Raw genomic sequence first — 20392 nt, 5'->3', positions numbered from 1 at the left:
TAAGCAAGAAACCAAAACACTATACAATTGAAAGACAGTCAAACCGCTTCTGACTAGGAGAAACACCGAAGAAAACTCTTCGTTTTTTCCTCCTCGCCGCGGCGACTCATACAACTATACAGATGCCTAAACGCCCCTGCAACCCGAAAATGGGTGAAGTAGACCACAAAAAGGACCTTGAAAGGGTCTCAAACACCCTCACAAACACCAAACTACCTAGTCAGTGCGTTTTATGGGTGCTAAAAAATCTTTAAAAAACTTCCAAAAAACCTTATAAACGCAGAAGAAACCACTCAAACCCTCACAGAATGCCCTCTAGAACCCCCTCCGCAGCCCCTATTCCCATACCCTGCGCTTGATTCCTAACCCTGCACGATTCCTAACTCTGCATTTGGGTACCCATACCTATAGATGCGAAAAAGCCCCTCCCCTTCCATCCTGTAATGAATAGAAGAAGAGGGGTGCAGCTACAGAGTGCTGAGCTGATTAGTACTGGGGAGGCGCCTCATTCGCCATATTGTTGAAGCGCGAATACTTACCGCTAAACGCCAACGGGATAGTACGAGTCGGACCACCACGGTGCTTAGCAATAATCATGTCCGCCTCACCCACGCGTTCACTATCCGGGTTATACATATCCTCACGATGCAGCAGAATCACCATATCCGCATCCTGCTCAATAGAACCCGACTCACGCAGATCCGAAACCATCGGACGCTTATCAGTACGTTGCTCCGAACCACGGTTCAACTGCGACAGCGCAATCACCGGAACATCCAGCTCCTTAGCCAACAGCTTCAGGCTACGAGAGAACTCCGAAACCTCCTGCTGACGCGACTCAACCTTCTTACCCGAACTCATCAGCTGCAGGTAGTCCAGCACCACAAGCTTCAAATCATTACGCTGCTTGAGGCGACGGCACTTCGCGCGAATCTCCATCAGAGTCATATTCGGCGAATCATCAATAAAGAGAGGAGCAGAATCAATACGGCCCTGCAGAGTCGCAAGGTTCGTCCAACCCTCAGTATCCAGGTCACCCTTCTTCAGACGACCCATCGAAATCTTGCCCTCCGCGGAGAGAATACGCATCGCCAACTCAGTACGACTCATCTCCAGCGAGAAAAACACAGTCGTCATCTGATGATGAATAGCAGCAGAACGAGCAATATCCAGAGCCAGAGTCGACTTACCCACACCCGGACGAGCCGCAATAACAATCATCTGGCCGCCATGCAGACCACCGGTCAGCTCATCAAACTCAATAAAGTCAGTCGGCACACCGTACACGCCATCCGGGCGGTTCGAGTTCGCATCAATCTCATTGATGGTCTCCTCCAACGCCTCAGAGAAAGACACATAGTCTTCCTTCGCGTTACCATCAGTCACCGCATAAATCTCAGCCTGCGCCTGATCCACCAAAGTATCGACCTCAGTCTCATTGGCGTAACCCAGCTGAGCAATCTTCGTACCCGCCTCAATCAGGCGGCGCATAATCGCGTGCTCCTTAACAATCTCAGCGTAATACTGAGCGTTAGCAGCAGTCGGAACCGACGCAATCAGCGTATGAATATAGGCCGCGCCGCCCACACGAGTCAGCTCGCCGCGCTTCTTCAGCTCATCAGCAACCGTAATCGCATCCGCAGGGCTACCGTGACCGTAAAGAGAAAGAATCGCCTCATAAATCGTCTCGTGCGCCGGCTTATAGAAATCAGACGCACGCAGGCTCTCAACCACATCCGCAATAGCGTCCTTTGACAGCAGCATGCCACCGAGCACCGACTGCTCAGCCACATCATCATGAGGCATAGTGCGGGAACCATAATCAATGGCAGTTTCAGACATGCTTATCCTCGCGTTTCAATCCGATATCTACGACGTTCCAGAAACAATTTCTGTAGAACTCCTATGCTAGTTTCTCACGAAGGCACACGCGAAACATATACACGCCTAATGGGCAGCGCGCAGATAATCCTCAATCTTCTCAACGGCGAGCGCCGCCCCATCCATGGTGCGCATTGCCTCACCCAGCTGCCGCGCCCTAGCGCGCATGCCCTCATCGCTGAGCAGACGGTCCAGAATATCGCGCATATTGCCGCGGCGCACATCATTCTTCGTGAAACGCAGGGCGTTACCGTAGCGCACGCACTCCTCAATATTCCAGCTTTGCTCCGCCTGCATCGCAATACCGGCAAAGGGCACACCCGCCAGGCACGCCGTCTGTACTGTCCCCTCACCGCCGTGGGTTATCGAGGCATCAATATGACCGGTGAGCAGATGCGCCGGAACAGTCCCGGCGAAATGGATATTGCTGCCCAGCAGGTGGGTATCCGAGAGCTGCACCCCGCCGCCAACCAGCACATCCACCGGAGCGGCTGACAACTGTTGCAGCACCTGCACCAAAATATCTGCGGAGCCGGATGAGCCCATTCCCACGTAAATCAGTGGCCGCTCCCTGCGCTCGCGAACAATCTGCGGCAGTTCACCGGGCGCACGGTAATAAATAGGCCCCACACCAACATCAGGCTCTACCAAAGAATCCCCGCGCAGCTGCGTAAACAGAGAACAGATAAGATTCACGTCGGCACTGAGCATATCAACAGTACGGCGAGGAAGCCTCAGCCCATGCTCACGTGCCACACGAGTAAAAGAAGCCGGCTTATACGACAACACCCGCGCCACCGCACGCAACCACCCCGGTGCCGCAAGCTCGCCACCTACAGGCTTCTTCGAAAAATACGTCGACGAGTAAGCATACGGGCGCGCATAGAAAATAGGGACGCCCGCAATACGCGCAGACAGCAGCATCGTCAGATTAGAACCAATCACCACAGCATCCGCGCTAAAGTCACGAATAGCCTCAAGCTCAGCGGCGACCCGCCGACGCACCATATCGGTCGTGAAAGGATGCCGCACTCCCCTGCCCTGATCCAACGCCATAATCTGCTCCGCCTCAGCATCGCTCATGATCGGCTCGCGAAGATGCACAGGAAGCCCGGCGCTTTCCAGCAGTCCTATGTACTTAGGGGAGTACACGTGGAACAAGACCGTATGGCCTCGCTCCCGAGCCACACGCGCTATCTCAATGCAGCGAGTGGTTTCACCCATATTGAAGCTTTCGGGAGAGAAAAGAATACGGCTCATAACAAACTCCGGCAGGCGCACACGTGACTGAGCCGAATCTGCGGCTCATAACCTCACCAGTGTAAAACGGAGCCCCAGTATTCCTCGTTATACGGGGGAATACTGGGGCTCCGTTTCGCTGTATAAGCTTTGCGGTGTGACTCTGTCTTACTTCTTACGCAGAATCAGACCGATAGCGCCAATGTGGTCCGCGTGGCGGCGGAACACACCGCGCATACCCAGCACACGCTCACGAATCTGCGGCTTACGCGCCAGATTGAACGCAATCTTCGCAACGCCAGCGGCACCCTCATCAGCCAGCAGACGCTTCGGCTCCAGCAGCGCCATATCGGTCTGGTACACATCCAGCACCTCAAAGCCAGCCTCTTCCGCCAGAGCAGTCCACTCGGCGACAGTCAGCGGGCGGGCGTTCACACGGATAGTGCGCGCCAAATCCTTCTGAATCTCTTCCTTCAGCTCGGGGCGCAGATAATCGGGAACCAGCGACATCTCGTGAATAGCGTAGTAGCCGCCCGGACGCAGCAGACGAGCCGCCTCACGCATAATCTCCAGCTTGTGCTTATCGGTCTGCATGGTCAGCATCGCCTCGCCCACCACAGCGTCGTAGCTTTCCGAGGGCAGACCGGTCTCCTGAGCGCTAGCGTTCACCACACGGTAGTTCGGCTTAGTCGATGCGCCAATACGCTCGGTCACGATTTCAGCAGCCTTCGGGTCAAGATCCACACCGGTGTAGCTCTTGGGGGAACGCTTCACAATCTCCAGGGCGGTAATACCCAGGCCCGGCGCAAACTCCACGACGTCAATGTCGCCACCCAGGGCACGAGCCAGCAGCCAGTTGGTGGTCTCGCGGCCGCCGGGGCGCAAAACCTTTTTGCCCAGCTGAGCCAGAAGCCAGTGACCGGCAGCCTTTTCAGCGGGGCGGTCGGTACCGGGAACGGAAGGGGTCTTAGACACGGAAGACAACTCCTCAATACTTGTATTTAATATGCAAAATTTATCTTTCCCAATTCTAGACCCGCCACCCCAAGAAAGGAAATATGACGTTATATAGAAGTATGGTTGCCCTTTATTACAGCATGCCGCAACACCACTACAGCCACCCTTACCGCACACCCTAGAGATTAAACAGAAACTGGAGCTGAACCTCTCGATCCAACCCCAGTCTCATCACACACACATACATACGAAAATCAGAGCCACTTCCGCAAGGAAAGTCCAACTTTCTGATGGTCCTCTCGAACCATCTATATAAAGTATTACGCGTAAACCTTTATTCCCTGTAGGTTAAAGCTGTAAGAAAGCTGGGAATAGATTTTTCTTCAACATCGGGGTGCAGTGCCCCGGATTTCACGCGGAAACTACACGTCGCGTTAAAAGAAGAAAGGCAAGGCGCTTTTGCCTTGCCATCCTTCTTTCGTTAGCGGGCGACCCCGCTACACGAAACACACACATTCACATCGCAGTCCTCTCGAACCAACACTTATAGTAAACACCCCCAACCTTATGGGAGGATTGAATTTCGCTGGAAACAAGCTGGGAGAAAACCAACAGAACCCTGAGAGCTTTGATATTGTGCAGTTTGCGGACTCTAAACCGGGCTAATAAGCCGCCATATACAACCCCAGCAGCACCAACGGGTTAGCCGCTACAGAAATAACCGCCAAGCAAATATTGGCCACGCGGTACTGACGGAACTTCACCAGACCCACCAGCGCGCACACCAGCGCAACACTGGATGCAAGGCCGCCAACTACCAGCAAAAGAAGCAGAAGAGCAGTAGCAACATTCGCGTCCGCAAATGGGATAACCGCTAGAGCGCACAGCAGCAAATTGACGCACTCCAACACCACACCCGTGGACAGAAGCTGAGCGCTAGAAGACAAACGTGAAAAAGATCGAGCCATGTCTACCAGTCTACGGGGTCAATTGGCGTACTTTGCAGTCGCAACCGCTCTAACCACCAATCCTTCTACTGCCCTACCCCTATTCTCAACCTCTCAAAAACAATGTTTCACGTGAAACATGCACCGGAGCGGGCACAGCTATGGGTACAACAAACGGGGTGCCCCTCACGAAGAGGGACACCCCGTCCGACACTCAACGCCGCAGCATCAAAGCACCAGCGTCGAATATCTAAAAATCTACTTACGCAGCAGCAACGACGTCCAGGACAACGTTAGCAACAACGTCAGCGTGCAGGCGGACAGTCACCTTGTACTCACCGGTGCGCTTGATAGCGGAACCCAGGTGGATGGTGCGCTTGTCAACGGAGCCAACGCCAGCAGCCTCAATAGCCTCAGCAATAGCCTCAGCCTTGACGGTACCGAACAGGCGGCCGTCAGCGCCAGCCTTGTGTGCAACGACAACCGGCTTAGCAGCCAGGGACGCAGCAATTGCCTGAGCCTCTTCCAGAGAAGCCTTGGCACGAGCCGCACGAGCGGCGCGGATGGACTCAACCTGCTTCTCGCCACCCTGGGTCCAGGTCACGGCGAAGCCGCGGGGCAGCAGGTAGTTACGTGCGTAACCGTCCTTAACGGTGACAACATCGCCAGCTGCACCGAGGCCGGAAACTTCCTGAGTCAGAATGATCTTAGCCATGTTACTGTCTCTCCTTCTCTTTAGCGGCCAGCGCCGGAGTAGGGCAGCAGTGCAACTTCGCGGGCGTTCTTAATAGCCTGAGCGATCTTGCGCTGCTCCTGAACGGTCACGCCAGTCACGCGGCGAGCGCGGATCTTGCCGCGGTCGGAGATGAACTTGCGCAGAAGTGCGACGTCCTTGTAGTCGATAACGGTGACGTCAGCAGCCTTGAGGGGGTTCTGCTTGGGTTTGGGCTTACGGATTTCAGCCTTAGCCATCGTGGTGCTCCTTAGAGTTGGGAGCCCGCGGCGGATAACCGCGGGATGGATTGATAAATTACTATTCGGAAAACGAAACCGGCTTAGAACGGAGGTTCGTCGTCGGCGCCGCTACCCCAGTCATAGTTACCACCAGACTGAGAACTCCACGGATCAGCAGCAGGAGCTGCGGGGGCCGCCGGAGCAGCCGGAGCGGAGTAGCCAGACTGGCCAGAGTAACCATTACCCTGAGCAGCAGCAAAATTGTTCTGCTGAGGAGCGGAGAAACCGCCCTGAGCAGCAGCGTTGTACCCAGCGCCACCGCCAAAGCCACCCTGCGCACCGCCACCGAAGTTATTACCTCCGGCAGAACGCTGTGCGCGAGTCACCTGAGCAGTAGCAAAACGCAGAGTCGGGCCGATCTCCTCGACCTCAAGCTCAAACGAGGTACGACGCTCGCCTTCCTTGGTCTCGTACGAGCGAGACTTCAGACGGCCCTGCGCGATAACCTGAGTACCCTTCTTCAGGGTCTCTGCAACATTCTCAGCGTAACCACGCCACACCGACGCACGCAGGAACAGGGTCTCCCCATCCTCCCACTGGTTCGTCTGGCGGTTAAAAGTACGCGGAGTCGATGCGATCGTGAAATTAGCAACCGCCGCACCCGCAGGGGTGTAACGAAGCTCCGGATCGCCAGTCAGATTACCAATAACGGTAATAACGGTATCGCCTGCCATTTGATGCCTCCTCGATAAGAGTTACAAGTATGTTGAATCCAGTACAGCGCAACCCCCTGACATTTTTAGGGGGTCAGCCGACCGGCAAGAAACAACTACTTGCTGGAGATCTTCTGATCCTCCGGGCGGATGATCTTGGTACGCATGACGGACTCGTTCAGGTTCAGAACACGATCGAGCTCAGCTGCGGTCTCGGGGGTAGAGGTGAAGTTCACCACTGCGTAGATACCCTCAGACTTCTTCTGGATCTCGTAAGCCAGGCGACGACGGCCCCAGATATCGACGTTGTCGATGGAACCACCCTCGTTGGTCACGATCTCGAGGAACTTGGACAGCGACGGCTCAACCGCACGGTCCTCAACCTCGGGGCTGAGGATAACCATCAGTTCATATGCACGCATGATTAAACCCCTCCTTTGGGCTAAACGGCTATGGGATTTCCATAGCAGGAGATTCATTGTGCTCTACACGTGAAGCACACCGGGTGGGGAACACGCATAGATTTCTTAACAATACACGAGAAAAAGCAGATAGAACAGTACCGCACCGCGTGAGCTCAACCATGCGATGCGGCACCGAAAAACCGCAGAAGCTACGCCTGGCGACGCTGCTCCCACCACTGCAAAAGACGAGCCTTCGCCTCCTCCTCAGGAAGCGAACCCTCATCCAGACGCAAATTCAACAAGAACTTATACGCCTCACCCACCACCGGGCCCGGCGCAATACCAAGAATCTGCATAATCTGACCGCCATCCAGATCCGGGCGGATCGCATCCAGCTCCTCCTGAGCAGCCAACTCAGCAATACGACGCTCCAAATCGTCATACGCCTCAGCCAGCGAGCGCGACAGACGACGATTACGAGTCGTCACATCAGAACGCGACACACGATGCAGACGCTCCAACTGATCCCCCGCATCACGCACATAACGGCGCACCGCAGAATCAGTCCAACCCGACTCACGGTAACCATAGAAACGCATGTGCAGCTCCACCAGACGAGCCACAGCCTTAATCGTGTCATTATCAAAACGCAGCGCACGCATACGCTTCTTCACCATCTTTGCGCCCACCACCTCATGGTGCAGGAACGAGACAGAGCCGTCCTTCTCAAACTTACGAGTCTTCGGCTTACCAATATCGTGCATCAACGCCGCAAAACGCAGAATAAAATCAGGAGCCGGGCACGGGCCATCCTCGCCCGTCTCCTTCTCCATCGCCTGCTCCATCACCTTCAACGAATGCGCATACACATCCTTATGGTGATGCGCCGGATCCATCTCCATACGCAACGCAGGAAGCTCCGGCAACACATAATCCGCCAGACCCGTATCCACCAGCAGGTTCAAACCCACCCGCGGATAATCCGCCTCAATCAGCTTCACCAGCTCATCACGCACACGCTCAGCCGAAATAATCTCAATACGGCCAGCCATCTCGCGCATCGCCTCGAAAACCTCCGGGGCAACCTCAAGATTAAAACGCGCAACAAAACGAGCCGCACGCATCATACGCAGCGGATCCTCAGAAAAAGACTCCTGCGGCGAGCGCGGAGTACGCAAAACACCCGCACGCAAATCCTCAACGCCACCAAACAAGTCAACAACCTCGCCGCTGGGCAAAGCCGCAGCCATCGCATTAATCGTGAAATCACGGCGCACCAAGTCGGCACTCAGGTCCGTACCGAACTCAACCGTCGGCTTACGCGAATCCGAAACATACACCTCAGCACGGTACGTGGTCACCTCATACACCACGCCATTCTTACGCGCACTAATCGTGCCGTACTCCTTGCCGATATCCCACGTATGCTCACCCCACCCACGCAGAATCTGCTCACTCTGCTCCGGAGTAGCATCCGTCGTCAAATCAAAATCAGTGAAATGGCCGCCATCATCCAGCAGATTGTCGCGGACAATACCGCCCACCAAGTACAGCTCAAAACCCGCCGCACGGTACAGTTCTCCCAGCTCGGCGGCATCCGGGTACTTCGACACAACATCAATAAACAGCGACATAATCCTTTAATCGTGCCAGAAAAACCACCCACGCGCCCACCCCACACCCACAACACCCCACCAAAGACAGCTATCTCACCCCAAACCGAGACACACAAACCCTCACATATCGGTTAAGGTAGAACCATGAGCATTCCCGTACCCCGCGCCCCCAAAACGCGCTTCACCGCGCCCGCGCGAGCGGTACCCGCCCCCGAAGAAGTCTCCGCAGGCGGGCTCATCATCGACTTTGACCGACCCGAACAGCTACCCGTAGCCATCATCGCCCGCATCAACCGCAACGGACAACGCGAATGGTGCCTACCCAAAGGCCACATCGAACACGGCGAAACCACCGTCGAAGCCGCACAACGCGAAATCAGCGAAGAAACCGGAATCACCGGCTACCCCGTAGCCTCCCTCGGCACCATCGCCTACTGGTTCACCTCCAACGGCACGCGCATCCACAAAACCGTGCACCACTACCTCTTCGCAGCAACCGGCGGCGAACTGAGCATCGACAACGACCCCGACCACGAAGCAATCGACGTCGCATGGGTCCCCCTCGAAGAGCTCCCCACCCGCCTCTCATTCGCCAACGAGCAACACATTGCCCGTAGCGCGCGCGAATACATCACCACCCAGCTCTAAACACCCGTTAAATAGAGCCCCAAAAACTAAAAGAAGCAATCACCCGCCGAAACAGGAGAGACATACGTGGCACGTAACGACGCCCGCTCAAGCGCAATCATGGCAGCAGGCACCCTCGTCTCGCGCATCCTCGGATTCGTCAAGACCATCCTGCTCACCGTAGCCATCGGCTCACTCTCAACCGTCGGCGACGTCTTCGAAACCGCCAACACCCTACCCAACCTCATCTACGTCCTCGTAGCAGGCGGCGTGTTCAACGCAGTCCTCGTGCCGCAAATCATCAAGGCAGCCAAAGCACAAGACGGCGGCGCACGATACATCTCCAAACTCGTCACCCTCACCGTCACCGCAATCGGCCTCATCACCCTCATCACCGTCGCCTGCGCCTGGCCCATCATCAGCATCATGGGCTCAGGATGGAGCCCCGAACAACGACAGCTCGGCTTCATCTTCTCCCTCTGGTGCCTACCCCAAATCTTCTTCTACGGCCTCTACACCGTCATCGGACAGGTCCTCAACGCCAAAGACGCATTCGGCGCCTACATGTGGTCGCCCGTACTCAACAACGTCATCACCATCCTGTCGCTGATCCTGTTCATCTTCCTCTTCGGCGCACAAACCCCCAACCCCAACCCGATTCACACCGTAGACAACTGGACCAACGCACAGACCCTCGTGCTCGCTGGCTCCTCCACCTTCGGCGTCATCATGCAGGCACTCGTCCTGTTCATCCCCCTACGCAAGCTCGGCCTGCGCCTCAAGCCCGACTTCGCATGGCGAGGCATCGGCCTGCGCGCAGCCTCCAAGCTCGCCGCCTGGACCCTCGCCTCCGGCATCATCTCCAACCTCGCGTTCCTCTACATGACCAAGGTCGCCGCAGGCATCGTCGGCCAGCGCGAGCACTACGCCGCCCTCGGCATCCAAATCCCCGGCCTGCAGGCACTCAACTACGCCTCCATGCTGTACATGCTCCCGCACGGCGTTATCGGCATCTCCATCGCCACCGTGCTCTTCAACCGTATGAGCGCCTCCGCCATCGCCGACGACAGCGACAGCGTCATCTACGCGCTCTCCCACGGCCTGCGCAACGCAGCCGTAGCCACCGTCTTCTGCATGGTCGCACTCATGGTACTCGCAGGCCCCGTCGCCGTGCTCTTCAGCGGCGGCGACCCCATCGCAGCAACCATCATCGCCAAGCTCATCGTCATCACCGCGCTCGGCACCCCCACCCTCACCATCAACTACCTCTACAGCCGCGTGCTCTACGCCCGCGAAGACGCACGCACCCCCTTCCGCATCCAGGTGTACTCCGCCATCATCATGGTCATCATGAGCTTCGCAGCATCCCTGCTCGACGCACAGTACACCGTGTACATGCTCGCCTTCATCTACCCGGTGCACAACATCCTGATCATGTTCATCAGCCACCACATGGTCCGCCGCCGCCTCGGCTACTACGGCCAGCGCGGCATCGTCAGCGCCTACGCACGCACCACCCTCGCATCCCTCTTCGCCGGCGGCATCGCAGCCATTGCACTCTGGCTGCTCGGCGGCTACCAGCTCGACGGATTCGCCTGGGCGTCCAAGCTCACCGCAATCATCACCCTCGCCGTATGCGGCACCGTCATGGGCCTGGCATACCTCGCCGGTATACAAATCTTCCGCGTCAAGGAAGCCAACGCACTACTGGCGCCCCTCACCTCCAAACTTGAGCGTTTTGCCCGCCGCTAAAGCAGCACACAACGCCCAACCCGGGTAGCTGCCCGTGCACCCACCTCACCCCACGCCGGGGCCCGCAGAGGACACAGGCAACCACCCGGACGCCACAAACTATCACTCAGCCCCAGCATCCTTCAATGCCGGGTAGAATCTAATAGTCAGGGCCCGCCACACGGCAGGCACTATGAAACCACCTCGGGAGAACACGTTGTCGCAACAGATTCCGGTCGGATCGGTCCTCGGAGGCCGCTACGAAATCACCGCACACATCATCATTACGGCAGAATCCGACATGGTGCTTGAAGGCACCGACCAGATTCTCAACCGTAAGGTCTCGGTCGTCGTCGCATCGCCCAGCCGCAGCGCACTGCTGGAAGCAAACTCCCGCGCGCTCGCAACCAACGCACGCGGCAACATCCAGATCCTCGACCTGGGCATCACCCCCGAAGGTAGCCGCTACCTCGTCACCTCCCACACCCGCCCCGACACCCTGCTGGACACCCTGCTGGTCGAAAACCACGCACTCTCCAACGCAGAAGACGCACTGGGCACCGAAATCTTCGGCGACTCCGAAAGCAGCAGCTCCCCCAACACCTACGAGAAGGTCTCTGCTTCCAGCACCAACCAGGAGAGCATCACCGCCGCCAAGAACTGGAACGCATCCGACGGCGCGGCCGTGACCGCATACTCCGAACCCACCAGCATCTACGAAGATGACGAAGACGAAGAAGACGGCAGCCGCGGCACCTGGGCAGTCGCCCTGGCAGCAGTCCTGCTGCTCGTCATCGTCGCAGGCGGTATCCTCACCTCCCTGGGTGCAATCGGCTCCAACCAGGCAGCCGCACCGCACACCCCCAAGTCCTCTATCTCCGCCTCCGAATCGGCTGCGGCAAACGCCAGCGCATCGGCATCACCGACCGCTAAGGCATCGAACGCACCGGCGAAGATCGCGTCCGTGGCTCGCTTCGCGCCCTCGAACCCCACGTTCATGAACGACATGGACACCCTCATCCCGAACCTGACCGACGGTAACGCCAACACCGCATGGATCAGCTACGGCTTCGGCACCGCCAACTACGCCGGCACCATCAAGGAATTCGGCCTGGCGCTGAAGCTGCAGACCCCCACCGTCGTCTCCAAGCTGACCCTTCAGCAGAACACCGGCACCGGCGGCTCCTTCACCGTCTACACCAACAGCTCTGCATCCCTGGACGGTGCGGTTGAGGTCGGCAAGGGCACCTTCGAAGGCAAGGATGCAGTCGTCACCCTGGACACCTCCAAGCAGAGCGCAGAAAAGGGTGCCTACGTGATCATCGTGGTCAACGAGCTGCCCCGCCTCTCCCTGCCGATTGGAACGTGGAATTACGGTCTGCGCATCAACGAAATCAAGGTGGACTAATCAACCCATAACGTGACGCCGACAGGGCGCTCACACCCCAGACACAAGGGCGGGGCTTCTGAACTCAACGGTTCGGAAGCCCCGCCCTTTTTGATGTCTATTTATGACTCTTTATGGCAGGGTAGCTACTCAAAGATTCACAGTGCGCGGAGTATCTGGATAAGGGTCCCCAAAAAATGGAATAATCGAGGATAAAGCCCCGTTATAGGGGCAGAACGAAAGACCTACAACGGAAAGATATATCTGATGACTGAGAATCTGGGAGGCCTCTTCGGAGGCGCCGCCCTAGGCAATCTGAACCTCGCCTCCGCACCCGCCACCGAAGCGGCACCGGCAGCCGAGGTCGAGGCTGACGCAACCGTCCACAACGTCATTATTGTGGGCTCCGGCCCCGCCGGCTACACCGCAGCAATCTACGCGGCACGCGCCGAGCTGAAGCCCGTCCTCTTCGCCAGCTCCCTGGCACCCGGCGGCGCCCTCATGAACACCACCGAGGTGGAGAACTTCCCCGGCTTCATTCAGGGCATCCAGGGCCCCGAGCTGATGGAGAACATCGGCCAGCAGGCTGAGCGTTTCGGCACTGACATCCGCTACCAGGACGTAGAAAAGGTCGAACTCACCGGCGACGTGAAGAAGGTCTACACCGCAGACGGCGCCGTTCACCTGGCGAAGACCGTCATCATGACCACCGGTTCTCAGGTCCGTAAGCTCAACATCGAGGGCGAAGACCGACTCTCCGGTTACGGCGTCTCCTGGTGCGCAACCTGCGATGGCTTCTTCTTCAAGGACAAGGAAATCGCAGTGGTCGGCGGCGGCGACTCCGCACTGGAGGAGGCACTGTTCCTGACGACCTTCGCATCCAAGGTGTACCTGGTGCACCGCCGCGATTCTTTCCGCGCTTCGGAAATCATGCAGACCCGCGTGTTCAACAACCCGAAGATTGAGGTTGTCTGGGATTCGGCTGTCACCGCCGTTCACGGCGAGAGCAACCTCGAGTCGATCACCCTGACCAACACCAAGGATGGTTCTGAGCGCCAGCTGGCTGTTCAGGGCCTGTTCATCGCTATTGGCTCCGATCCTCGCGTGGAACTGGTACGTGACCAGCTGGAGATTACCGAGCACCACACCATCGCGGTTCAGGGTCGTTCCTCGAAGACTTCCGTTCCCGGCGTTTTCGCTGCCGGTGACGTGATTGACCCGACCTACCGCCAGGCAATTATTGCTGCCGGTTCCGGTGCTGTTGCCGCTCTGGACGCGCAGCACTACCTCGAAAACCTCTAAAACTATTCGTATTATTCACAGGGGAATCCGCCCCGTGTCAGAAAGGAGCACTCCGTGAGCAGTGCACAGCAGGCAACTGATGCCACTTTTGACGAACTGGTTCTGAAGAACGACAAGCCCGTTATCGTGGACTTCTGGGCTGAATGGTGCGGCCCCTGCCGCATGGTTGGCCCCGTGATTGACGAGATCGCTGGCGAGTACGCCGGTCAGGTCGACGTGGTCAAGGTGGATGTTGAGGCGAATGGCGATACCGCTATGAAGTACGGCATTACCTCTATTCCCGCCATCTACCTTTTCAAGGGTGGCGAGGTCGTCAAGAAGACCGTAGGTGCTAAGACGAAGCCCGCTCTGCTGGCTGAGTTCTCCGAGCACCTGGGCTAATCTTTCGAGAAGCTAAAGAAAAACCCTCGGTGATGTTTCACGTGAAACATCACCGAGGGTTTTTTGTATATACAACTGATTTCAGTTGCTAAATATTGTTTTACGCGAAAATTTAGCCCGAGAAATCAGAATCCAAAACACGGATGATACGGTTCAGATCCTCAACATTCGCAAATTCGATGGTCATCTTACCCTTGCGAGCACCCAGCGAAATCTTCACCGAAGTATCGAGCTTGTCAGCAAAAGCCTCCGCAATATAGTCCAGGCGCTCACGGTGCTTCTGAGGCTGAGGAGCCTTGCGCTCCTTCACCTCAGCAGCGCCGGATGCGTGGTTCACCAGCTCCTCAGTTGCGCGAACCGACAGTCCCTCATTCACAATCTTCTGTGCAAGAGTCTCAATCTGAGCCTGGTCCGTCAGAGCCAGCAGGGCGCGCGCGTGACCCGCGGAGAGAATACCCGCCGCAACGCGACGCTGCACCAGAGCCGGCAGCTTCAGCAGACGAATCGTATTCGAAATCTGGGGGCGAGAACGACCAATACGCTTAGCCAACTGCTCCTGAGTAGTGTCGAACTCCTCCATGAGCTGCTGGTATGCCGCCGCCTCTTCAATGGGGTTCAGCTGGCTGCGGTGCAGGTTCTCCAGCAGGGCGTCACGGAGCAGGTCGCCGTCTTCAGTCTCACGAACAATCGCCGGGATGGTGGTCAGTCCAGCCGCCTGGGTTGCACGCCAGCGGCGCTCACCCATGACCAGCTCATACTTTTCGGTGCCGTTTTCGCGCGAGGGACGCACGACGATCGGCTGCAGAACACCAATCTCACGCACCGAGTGGATGAGCTCTTCCATGTCCTGCTCATCAAAGTCGGTTCGGGGCTGCTTGCGGTTCGGGTGGATATCGCGAACGTTCAGCTCAGCAAACTGTGCACCGGGAACCGGAACCAGGCCGCCATGCTCTTCGGAAGCGGCCTGCGGGGTGGAGACATCTTCACCAAAGAAGAAGTCCACCGGGCGGCGAGTCAGGGTGGTATTACGCAGTGCCGCACCCATGTCCACACGGGATTTCTTTTTCGATGTTTCACGTGAAACATCCTGCGAGGAGGCGGGAGCTTCGACCTTCTCCTCTACCTTCTGAGCTTCAACAGGCTTTTCCTGAGCGGGTGCAGCTTCAGCGGGCTTAGCTTCTACAGACTCAGCTTTAGTGCTCTTGCGCTGCTTCTCCGGCTTGGCCTCGTGAGCCATTTCAAAGAGGCCGTCAGTTATCGGCTCTTCAATCGGAGTAGATACCTTCTTGGGTGCAGTCTTTACTGCCGCAGTCTTTTCGGATGCCTTCGCCTCAGCATTACCAGAATTCTTCGTACTCTGAGGGATCAGTGCCCCCAGGCCACGACCCAAGCCGCGTCGCTTTTCAGCCATCGTTACTCCTTAGGACTCCCGGACGAGCCCGCTCATTTTTTCTTCTTTATCTAGTGTAAACGAAATAAGCACTCGAAAGCAGGAGTAAAAACCGCACGGCACATCATCCGAATTATTCCTGATAATTAATTCACTAAGGATGTTTTCTTAGGTTTCACTCAGAAAATACCGCATGAAATGAGCCCTTTTGAATCATCAATAGACAATCCAAAAGGGCTCATTTCAAAAGATTTAGATTATGCGGATCGGCGCGAGAGTTCCTGTGCCGCCTCGCGGTAGGCGCGAGCGCCAGTCGACGAAGAATCGTAGGTGATGACGGTCTGCTGATAGCTGGGAGCTTCAGAGATACGAACTGAACGAGGAATCTTGACCCCCAGAGTCTCCTCCGGGAAGTGCTCGCGCACCTCCTCTGCCACCTGGAATGCCAGGTTGGTACGAGCATCGTACATGGTCAGCAGGATTGTACTGATGCGCAGCTTGGAGTTCAGGTGCTTCTGAATCATCTGAATATTCTTCAGCAGCTGGCTCAGACCTTCCAGAGCGTAGTACTCGCACTGGATCGGAATCAGAATCTCTTCTGCCGCAACGAAGGCATTGACAGTCAGCAGGCCGAGGCTCGGCGGGCAGTCGATGAAGACATAGTCTAGGCGCTCCATACCCTGCTTCTCGCGCCATTCGGTGTAATCCATTAGGGCATTCTTGAGGCGAGTCTCGCGTGCCACCAGGGAGACCAGTTCAATCTCCGCGCCTGCAAGGTCGATATTGGCGGGGGCACAGAACAGGCCGGGCATATCGGGGCATTCCTGAACAATTTCAGAAAGCGGCTTATCCTCAATCAGGACGTTGTAGACACTGGGAACATCCACGCCATGCTCAATACCCAGTGCGGTCGAGGCGTTACCCTGCGGGTCGTTGTCGATTACCAGGACGTTCAGTCCAGCCTCCGCGAGCGCGGCTGCGAGGTTCACGGCGGTGCTGGTTTTACCCACGCCACCTTTCTGGTTCGACACGGTGAAGACACGCGTATGCACAGGCTTGGGGAGCAAATCTGCAGCAGATTTCTGAGCTTGAGGAGTCATCGGGTGCCTTCCATATTCCGGGTGGTGTGTCTACGGTGATGCTTCGTCTGATGCCTCGCGTGTGGCAATACTCTGCGGTATTTGTGCGCGAGGCGGGTCTACTCCCCTACTCCCCTGCCACTACTCATTCCCGACATGTTTCACGTGAAACATACTCCGCGAGGTGATGAAGTCTGCAATGTTTCACGTGAAACATTGGTGCTACCCGAATGGTTCTGAAGGGCTCAGTGCCCTACTGTACCATCAGGCTTTGATGTAGAAGAGTCTAAGGTTTCAATCCTTCCTTAAGGGTACCCGGCATCAGGTCAATACTCCACGCGAGAGGTCATTCTATGTACTCTACGGATGCAATTGCCGCGCACGCCCGGCAAGCCAGCGCATAAAAAATGGGCGGTACCGCGTAAGCCAGCCTATTCACTGGCTCATTGCGGTACCGCCCATTCAGGGTGAAACCTTTAGAGGCGAACTCGAACCACCGTCGTCGGCTCTTCAAGCAGGTCGCCGCCGGCGGTGAGAATCTCAGTCTCGCGTGCACCGTAACGGTTCAGCTTCTTCTTCGCCTTAGTAATCTCCTCCGCGGCGCTACGACCCTTCAGAGCCAGCAGCTCACCGGTGCCGCGCAGAATCGGCAGAGTAATGTCCAGCAGGCCCACCAGAGCGGACACAGCACGCGCAGTCACCACATCAGCCTCAACAGCACCCACAGCCTGCTCAGCACGCGAACGAAGCACGGTCACGTTCTCCAGGCCCAGATCCTCGACAACCTCATTCAGCCAGATGACACGGCGTTCCAGAGGCTCAATCAGAGTCAGCTTCAAATCCGGGCGAGCAATCGCCAAGCATAGACCGGGCAGGCCAGCACCAGAGCCAACATCAGCCACCGAAGCATTCGGAGCAATATACTCCTGCACCACAGCACAGTTCAGCACGTGGCGAGCCCACAGGCGCGGCACCTCACGCGGACCAATCAGGCCACGCTCAATGCCGGTCGTCGCCAGGTGCTGCACGTAGCGCTCCGCCAGGGGCAGACGCTCACCGAACACAGCCTCCGCGGCGGCGCGCTCACTCTCGCTGAGAGTAACCATCGAAGTCTCCATACTAGGCTCCTACCTCGGGAAGAGAAATCACCACGTGACGGCGAGGACCCTCGCCCTCCGACTCGCTGTACAGGCCAGCGGCGGCCACCACATCGTGCACAACCTTACGCTCATACGGGCTCAGCGGCTTCAGGTGCTCATCACGACCGGTAGCACGCACCTTCTCAATCGCATCAGCGGCAATCTTCTCCAGCTGCTCACGACGCTCTGCACGGTAGCCGGCAACATCCAGAATCAGGCGGGAACGGGTACCATTACCAGCCAGGACGGAGAGGCGCACCAGCTCCTGCAGAGCCTCCAGCACCTCACCGTGGCGGCCAACTAGGTGGCGCAGTTCCTCATTGTCATCGTCGTCATTGAAGACCGAAAGATAGATGCGGTTATTGCGCACCTCAATATCGATATCGCCGTCCATATCGACAATATCGAGAAGCTCCTCGAGGTAATCAGCGGCGATATCGCCTTCTTCCTCGATGTCCTCAAAATTGTCTTCTTCGCCCTCAATGGGCTCCTCTACCAGCTGCTCCTCAACGAGCTGCTCGTCCTCATAATCCATAGCTTCAGTCACGATAATCCTCAGGGTGTTCGGAGGGGTGTCCTAGGGGTAAAAAGTATCTCATACACGGCGCCGGGCCCGCGCCACACATGGCGAGAACCCGGCCCGAATCACGGAAGAAAACTACTTCTTTCCGTTCTGCTTATTGCGTTGCTGCTTCTGGCGCTTCTTACCGACCGGTTGCTGACGCTGACCAGCTGCGGCACGCTCACGAGCCTCCTGCAGCTCCTTCTCGTGCTGCTCACGGGTCTTACCAATCGGGGGCAGGCCCTTCGCCGCACGGCGAGCATTCAGCTCACGCTCCGCCTGAGAACCGGGGGTCGGGTTATTGCGGATAACCCACCACTGCTGACCCAGCGACCACAGATTCGACACGGTCCAGTAGTACATAACACCCAGCGGGAAGTTAATACCGGAAACAGCGAAGATAATCGGGAAGATGTACATGATCATCTGCTGCTGACGGAACATCGGAGAGTTCAGAGCCGCCTCCGACATGTTCTTCACACTCAGCTGCTTCTGAATGTAGAACTGGGTCGCACTCATCAGAACAATCATGATGACCGCCTGAACAACGGTCGCGGTGGTGTCACCAGCGCCCGGGTGCAGCATGGTCGCGAACAGCTGCGCACCAAAAATCTGCGAGTCGTTGAACTGGTGCACCAGATCAGCCGGCAGCATGAGCACGCTCTCGTTACTCTGCGCCGCGGTGGGAACGCCCATCAGCACCTGGTACAGACCGAAGAAGATCGGCATCTGAGCCAGAATCGGCAGGCAGGACGCGAAGGGGTTCGTACCGTGCTTACGGTACATTTCCATCTGCTCCTGAGCCATCGCCTGGCGGGAGAGCTGGTCCTTCTTGCCCTTGTACTTCTCCTGCAGCTTCGCCATATCGCCCTGCATCGCGGTCATACCGCGCATAGCCTTAATCTGCTTGACGAACAGCGGAATGGTCAGGGTACGCATCACCAGGGTCAGGAAGATAATGCACAGAACCCAAGTCAGGCCGGACGCCGGGTCCATACCCAGCGAGGTGAAAAGAGTGTGGAACAGCCACAGGACCACGGAGACGATCCATTTAAACGGCCAAAGAATCAAATCAAAAATATTCACGCGGGAATACTCCTTAAGGACTCGGCTAAGTCATTGTGTGGGAGGCGCCGCCTACTCAGGGCGGGCGTCACCACCGGTGTGAGGGGTGTAAAGATGGGGGTGGTTGAGCAGAATAATTTTCGGTTCTGCTCCGGGAGCGAAAGTACGCTTCCCCTCCGGGACTGGGTCGATACCTCCGGTCGCCCAGGGAACACACCGCAGAATACGGCGCACCGTCAGGGAAAGCCCACCCATCGCACCGTGGGTGGTCAGCGCCTCCAGAGCGTAGGCTGAGCAGGTCGGGTAGTAGCGGCACACATCCCCGTAGAGGGGGGAGACGACCTTGCGGTAGGCCTTCATACACGCAATCAGCAGGTTCTGCGGTAGAACGTAGAGAGCCTGCAGGAAAGTTTCAGGCCTTACGAATTCGTTAGGTGCTAGTGCCAGTAGCTCGTCGGGGCCCAGAGTCTCAGCAGATGCGCTATAGGTACCGCTGTGATGCGCGTGGAAGCGTTCTTCACAGCGGTCACGCTGGGAACGACTCACGGCTTCTCCTTACTCTGAGGCAGGTCGAACTTAGCGAACGCGGTCTCGAGTGCCGATTCGTAGTCGCGGCGCAGCTGATCCCAGCTGGCGCTCGCGGAGGCGGGAAGCGCTCGCACAGCAATGGCGTAGCCTTCCGGATGCGCGGCGCAGGTGAGCGCGGCAAGTTCACGCAACCGGCGCTTAACCAGGTTGCGTGTGACTGCGTTGCCCACCGCCTTCGACACAATGAAACCTACCTGGGTTGTTTTTCCAGGATTTTTCGCCGTAGATACAACGATGTTCCGACGTCCTGTACGGATGCCGGAACGGAAGGCGTGGGAGAATTCTGCGCTGGTGCGCATACGGTGCCGTTGAGGCAGCACGTGTTCCCCTTTACGTAGTGTGGGAGATTCGGCTCATGTGGTGAGCTGACCTCCGCGTGTATTTCACGCTTAATGATAGTTCGCCCGCCGATGCGTGTGCATCGGCGGGG

21 protein-coding genes are annotated in these 20392 nt (G+C 57.1%); 5 read left to right on the top strand and 16 right to left on the bottom strand.

What is annotated here, in order from left to right:
- Nucleotides 1–486: 486 nt before the first annotated feature.
- From dnaB to HMPREF2942_RS00285, 9 genes are all read right to left on the bottom strand, one after another.
- The gene (dnaB, locus tag HMPREF2942_RS00325) at nt 487–1842 is read right to left on the bottom strand and encodes a replicative DNA helicase (RefSeq protein ID WP_049349940.1); all 1356 of its coding nucleotides are present in this window, start codon (nt 1840–1842) and stop codon (nt 487–489) included.
- Nucleotides 1843–1947: 105 nt separating this feature from the next.
- A complete protein-coding gene (locus HMPREF2942_RS00320; RefSeq protein WP_070687857.1) occupies nt 1948–3141 on the bottom strand; it encodes a glycosyltransferase in 1194 nt (397 codons plus the stop codon).
- A 147-nt stretch (nt 3142–3288) separates the two neighbouring features.
- Complete coding sequence (locus tag HMPREF2942_RS00315; RefSeq protein ID WP_005504044.1) at nt 3289–4095, bottom strand: class I SAM-dependent methyltransferase; 807 nt, start codon at nt 4093–4095, stop codon at nt 3289–3291.
- A gap of 644 nt (nt 4096–4739) precedes the next feature.
- Nucleotides 4740–5045 (bottom strand): hypothetical protein, encoded by a 306-nt coding sequence (locus tag HMPREF2942_RS00310; RefSeq protein ID WP_070687855.1) that lies wholly within the window; start codon nt 5043–5045, stop codon nt 4740–4742.
- Nucleotides 5046–5286: 241 nt separating this feature from the next.
- Nucleotides 5287–5739, bottom strand: coding sequence for a 50S ribosomal protein L9 (rplI, locus tag HMPREF2942_RS00305; RefSeq protein WP_012904373.1), 453 nt, complete (start codon nt 5737–5739; stop codon nt 5287–5289).
- A gap of 20 nt (nt 5740–5759) precedes the next feature.
- Nucleotides 5760–5996 (bottom strand): 30S ribosomal protein S18, encoded by a 237-nt coding sequence (gene rpsR, locus HMPREF2942_RS00300; protein WP_004005948.1) that lies wholly within the window; start codon nt 5994–5996, stop codon nt 5760–5762.
- Between the two features lie 83 nt (nt 5997–6079).
- Nucleotides 6080–6712 (bottom strand): single-stranded DNA-binding protein, encoded by a 633-nt coding sequence (locus tag HMPREF2942_RS00295; protein ID WP_005504055.1) that lies wholly within the window; start codon nt 6710–6712, stop codon nt 6080–6082.
- A gap of 95 nt (nt 6713–6807) precedes the next feature.
- Complete coding sequence (gene rpsF / locus HMPREF2942_RS00290) at nt 6808–7113, bottom strand: 30S ribosomal protein S6 (RefSeq protein ID WP_070687853.1); 306 nt, start codon at nt 7111–7113, stop codon at nt 6808–6810.
- Nucleotides 7114–7304: 191 nt separating this feature from the next.
- Complete coding sequence (locus HMPREF2942_RS00285) at nt 7305–8729, bottom strand: CCA tRNA nucleotidyltransferase (protein WP_070687851.1); 1425 nt, start codon at nt 8727–8729, stop codon at nt 7305–7307.
- A 126-nt stretch (nt 8730–8855) separates the two neighbouring features.
- On the opposite strand from HMPREF2942_RS00285, the gene HMPREF2942_RS00280 reads away from it, so the two are divergent.
- The 5 genes from HMPREF2942_RS00280 to trxA all read left to right on the top strand — a co-directional run bounded on the left by HMPREF2942_RS00280 (nt 8856) and on the right by trxA (nt 14139).
- Nucleotides 8856–9359, top strand: coding sequence for an NUDIX hydrolase (locus tag HMPREF2942_RS00280; protein WP_005504058.1), 504 nt, complete (start codon nt 8856–8858; stop codon nt 9357–9359).
- Nucleotides 9360–9425: 66 nt separating this feature from the next.
- Nucleotides 9426–11090 (top strand): murein biosynthesis integral membrane protein MurJ, encoded by a 1665-nt coding sequence (gene murJ, locus HMPREF2942_RS00275; RefSeq protein ID WP_049338564.1) that lies wholly within the window; start codon nt 9426–9428, stop codon nt 11088–11090.
- A gap of 196 nt (nt 11091–11286) precedes the next feature.
- Entirely contained in the window at nt 11287–12477 is a 1191-nt protein-coding gene (locus tag HMPREF2942_RS00270) for a serine/threonine protein kinase (RefSeq protein ID WP_246823636.1), read from the top strand.
- A 246-nt stretch (nt 12478–12723) separates the two neighbouring features.
- Entirely contained in the window at nt 12724–13758 is a 1035-nt protein-coding gene (trxB, locus tag HMPREF2942_RS00265; protein ID WP_070687847.1) for a thioredoxin-disulfide reductase, read from the top strand.
- A gap of 54 nt (nt 13759–13812) precedes the next feature.
- Nucleotides 13813–14139: a thioredoxin gene (gene trxA, locus HMPREF2942_RS00260; RefSeq protein WP_005504074.1), complete on the top strand. Its 327-nt coding sequence runs from the start codon at nt 13813–13815 to the stop codon at nt 14137–14139.
- Between the two features lie 112 nt (nt 14140–14251).
- Here trxA and HMPREF2942_RS00255 read toward each other — a convergent pair whose 3' ends face one another.
- The 7 genes from HMPREF2942_RS00255 to rnpA all read right to left on the bottom strand — a co-directional run bounded on the left by HMPREF2942_RS00255 (nt 14252) and on the right by rnpA (nt 20282).
- Nucleotides 14252–15550 (bottom strand): ParB/RepB/Spo0J family partition protein, encoded by a 1299-nt coding sequence (locus HMPREF2942_RS00255; protein ID WP_070604010.1) that lies wholly within the window; start codon nt 15548–15550, stop codon nt 14252–14254.
- A gap of 236 nt (nt 15551–15786) precedes the next feature.
- Nucleotides 15787–16629 carry a ParA family protein gene (locus tag HMPREF2942_RS00250; RefSeq protein ID WP_049354148.1) on the bottom strand — a complete coding sequence of 281 codons (843 nt, stop codon included), beginning with the start codon at nt 16627–16629 and terminating at the stop codon, nt 15787–15789.
- A 455-nt stretch (nt 16630–17084) separates the two neighbouring features.
- Entirely contained in the window at nt 17085–17726 is a 642-nt protein-coding gene (gene rsmG, locus HMPREF2942_RS00245) for a 16S rRNA (guanine(527)-N(7))-methyltransferase RsmG (RefSeq protein ID WP_005504080.1), read from the bottom strand.
- 1 nt (nt 17727) lies between these two features.
- Nucleotides 17728–18294: a Jag family protein gene (locus HMPREF2942_RS00240; RefSeq protein WP_049354147.1), complete on the bottom strand. Its 567-nt coding sequence runs from the start codon at nt 18292–18294 to the stop codon at nt 17728–17730.
- Between the two features lie 111 nt (nt 18295–18405).
- Complete coding sequence (gene yidC, locus HMPREF2942_RS00235; RefSeq protein ID WP_049354146.1) at nt 18406–19395, bottom strand: membrane protein insertase YidC; 990 nt, start codon at nt 19393–19395, stop codon at nt 18406–18408.
- Between the two features lie 51 nt (nt 19396–19446).
- Nucleotides 19447–19920, bottom strand: a complete 474-nt coding sequence (yidD, locus tag HMPREF2942_RS00230; protein ID WP_005504090.1) for a membrane protein insertion efficiency factor YidD — start codon at nt 19918–19920, stop codon at nt 19447–19449.
- Nucleotides 19917–20282 carry a ribonuclease P protein component gene (rnpA, locus tag HMPREF2942_RS00225; RefSeq protein WP_049357545.1) on the bottom strand — a complete coding sequence of 122 codons (366 nt, stop codon included), beginning with the start codon at nt 20280–20282 and terminating at the stop codon, nt 19917–19919. The genes yidD and rnpA overlap by 4 nt, the downstream gene beginning before the upstream one ends.
- Between the last annotated feature and the right edge of the window lie 110 nt (nt 20283–20392).

The organism is Rothia sp. HMSC071C12 (assembly GCF_001813895.1).
GTDB lineage: Bacteria > Actinomycetota > Actinomycetes > Actinomycetales > Micrococcaceae > Rothia > Rothia mucilaginosa.
This window is presented reverse-complemented; position numbering and strand designations above follow the sequence as displayed.